Genomic DNA, 1,528 nt, shown 5'->3' with positions numbered 1-1,528 from the left:
TCGCGGATGCTGGCGGCGGTCGCCCGGCCCTACAGCCATGGCGGCAAGGTGGCGCGGTTGACCCTCAGCATGGGGATGACCGTCTATCCCCGTGACGCCTCCGAGGAGCCCGATGCCCTGATCCGCCATGCCGATCAGGCGCTGCACGAGGCCAAGCGCAAAGGGAAAAGCTGTCTGTGCCGGTTCGATCCGGTCAACGACCTGCGTCAACAGGAGCACCAGGCCCACTATACCCGTCTGGTCGAAGCGTTGGAGCGGGACGAATTCTGTCTGTATTACCAGCCGAAGATCGATCTGAGTTCCGGCGAGGTCGCCGGAGTCGAGGCGCTGATCCGCTGGCAACATCCCGATCGCGGCCTCTTGCTGCCGGGCAGCTTTTTGCCGGGACTTGAAAATACAGATTTTACCTTTCCCTTGGGTGATTGGGTGCTGCGTCAGGCCTTGCACCAGATTCGCCGCTGGCAGGATGGCGGGCTGTCTCTGGCGGTTTGCGTCAACGTCTTTGGCCACCATCTCCAGCAGCCGGATTTCGTCGAGCGCCTGAGCCTCATTCTTCAGGAATTTCCCGACGTGTCGCCGAGCGATCTGCAAATGGAGATTCTCGAGACGACGGCGATGAATGACCTTGATGAAGTGTCGCGGCGGTTATTGGATTGCCAGCGCCTTGGGATCAGTTTCTCGCTCGACGATTTCGGTACCGGCTATTCCTCGCTGAATTATTTCCGCCGACTGCCGGTGAAGTTCCTGAAAATCGACCGCTCGTTCGTTCAGGACATCATCGACAATGTCGAGGATCAGGCCCTGGTCGAAAGCATCGTTAAAATGGCCCATGCGCTGAACCGTCAGGTGGTCGCCGAAGGGGTGGAATCCGTCGCGCACGGCGTCCCCCTAGTCCGCTATGGCTGCGATCTTGCCCAGGGTTACGGCATCGCTCGCCCGATGCCGGCACAAGCGGTGGTGGACTGGATTCCGACCTGGCGAATGCCCGATCTCTGGGCGGCGGAACGGCCTTTGGTCGATGCAGGCGACCGATATGGTCGATCGTTACGCTGAGGAATCAGTAGGGCGGAGGGTAAAGCGGACGGCGCAACGGCTCGCGATACGGATCGTAGACCACGGTTCCGGACGGGCCGAGATAGGGATTGCGGGACGGCACGGCATACGCCGCGCCCGGCGGCGGGTAATAATAGGCCGGAGGCGGGGGGATATAGACCCGCCGGGTCGGTGGGGCGGCCATCGTGGACGCCGCCGACCCGATCCCTATCGCAAGGTCCATCCCGAGATCGCGCTGTTTGCTCGCGTCACCGGCTTGCGCGGGGGCCAGTGGGGCGGCGGCCGCAATCACGACGGCCAGAGAACAGACGATGGCATGGACGTTCATGATCGGCCCCCGGACAGGAATGATCGCATCAACCCTTCTGCGTCATCATACGACAGAATACGATCCAATTATGGTGCGATTATGGGGGGAAGCCGAGGGGCGTACCAACCCGCCGATCGGTCGTGCCCCGGTCTAGGTCCTGTCCCC

At 62.0% G+C, this 1,528-nt stretch carries 2 protein-coding genes; one reads left to right on the top strand and one right to left on the bottom strand.

From position 1 onward, the window contains the following. Nucleotides 1–1,053: putative bifunctional diguanylate cyclase/phosphodiesterase (locus K678_RS17325; RefSeq protein ID WP_021133786.1), on the top strand; the 1,053-nt coding region annotated here is incomplete at its 5' end. 4 nt (nucleotides 1,054–1,057) lie between these two features. Here the strand turns inward: K678_RS17325 and K678_RS17320 are convergent. Further along, nucleotides 1,058–1,381, bottom strand: coding sequence for a hypothetical protein (locus tag K678_RS17320; RefSeq protein ID WP_021133785.1), 324 nt, complete (start codon nucleotides 1,379–1,381; stop codon nucleotides 1,058–1,060). Nucleotides 1,382–1,528 lie beyond the last annotated feature (147 nt).

The sequence above is a fragment of the Magnetospirillum fulvum MGU-K5 genome (assembly GCF_000442515.1).
Classification (GTDB): domain Bacteria; phylum Pseudomonadota; class Alphaproteobacteria; order Rhodospirillales; family Magnetospirillaceae; genus Phaeospirillum; species Phaeospirillum fulvum_B.
The sequence above is the reverse complement of the archived record's forward strand: the minus strand, read 5'-3'. Positions and strand labels throughout refer to the sequence as shown.

What these genes read in the sequence shown, in the direction of transcription:
- K678_RS17320 (WP_021133785.1), bottom strand. Translation starts at nt 1,381, where the DNA reads ATGAACGTCCATGCCATCGTCTGTTCTCTGGCCGTCGTGATTGCGGCC.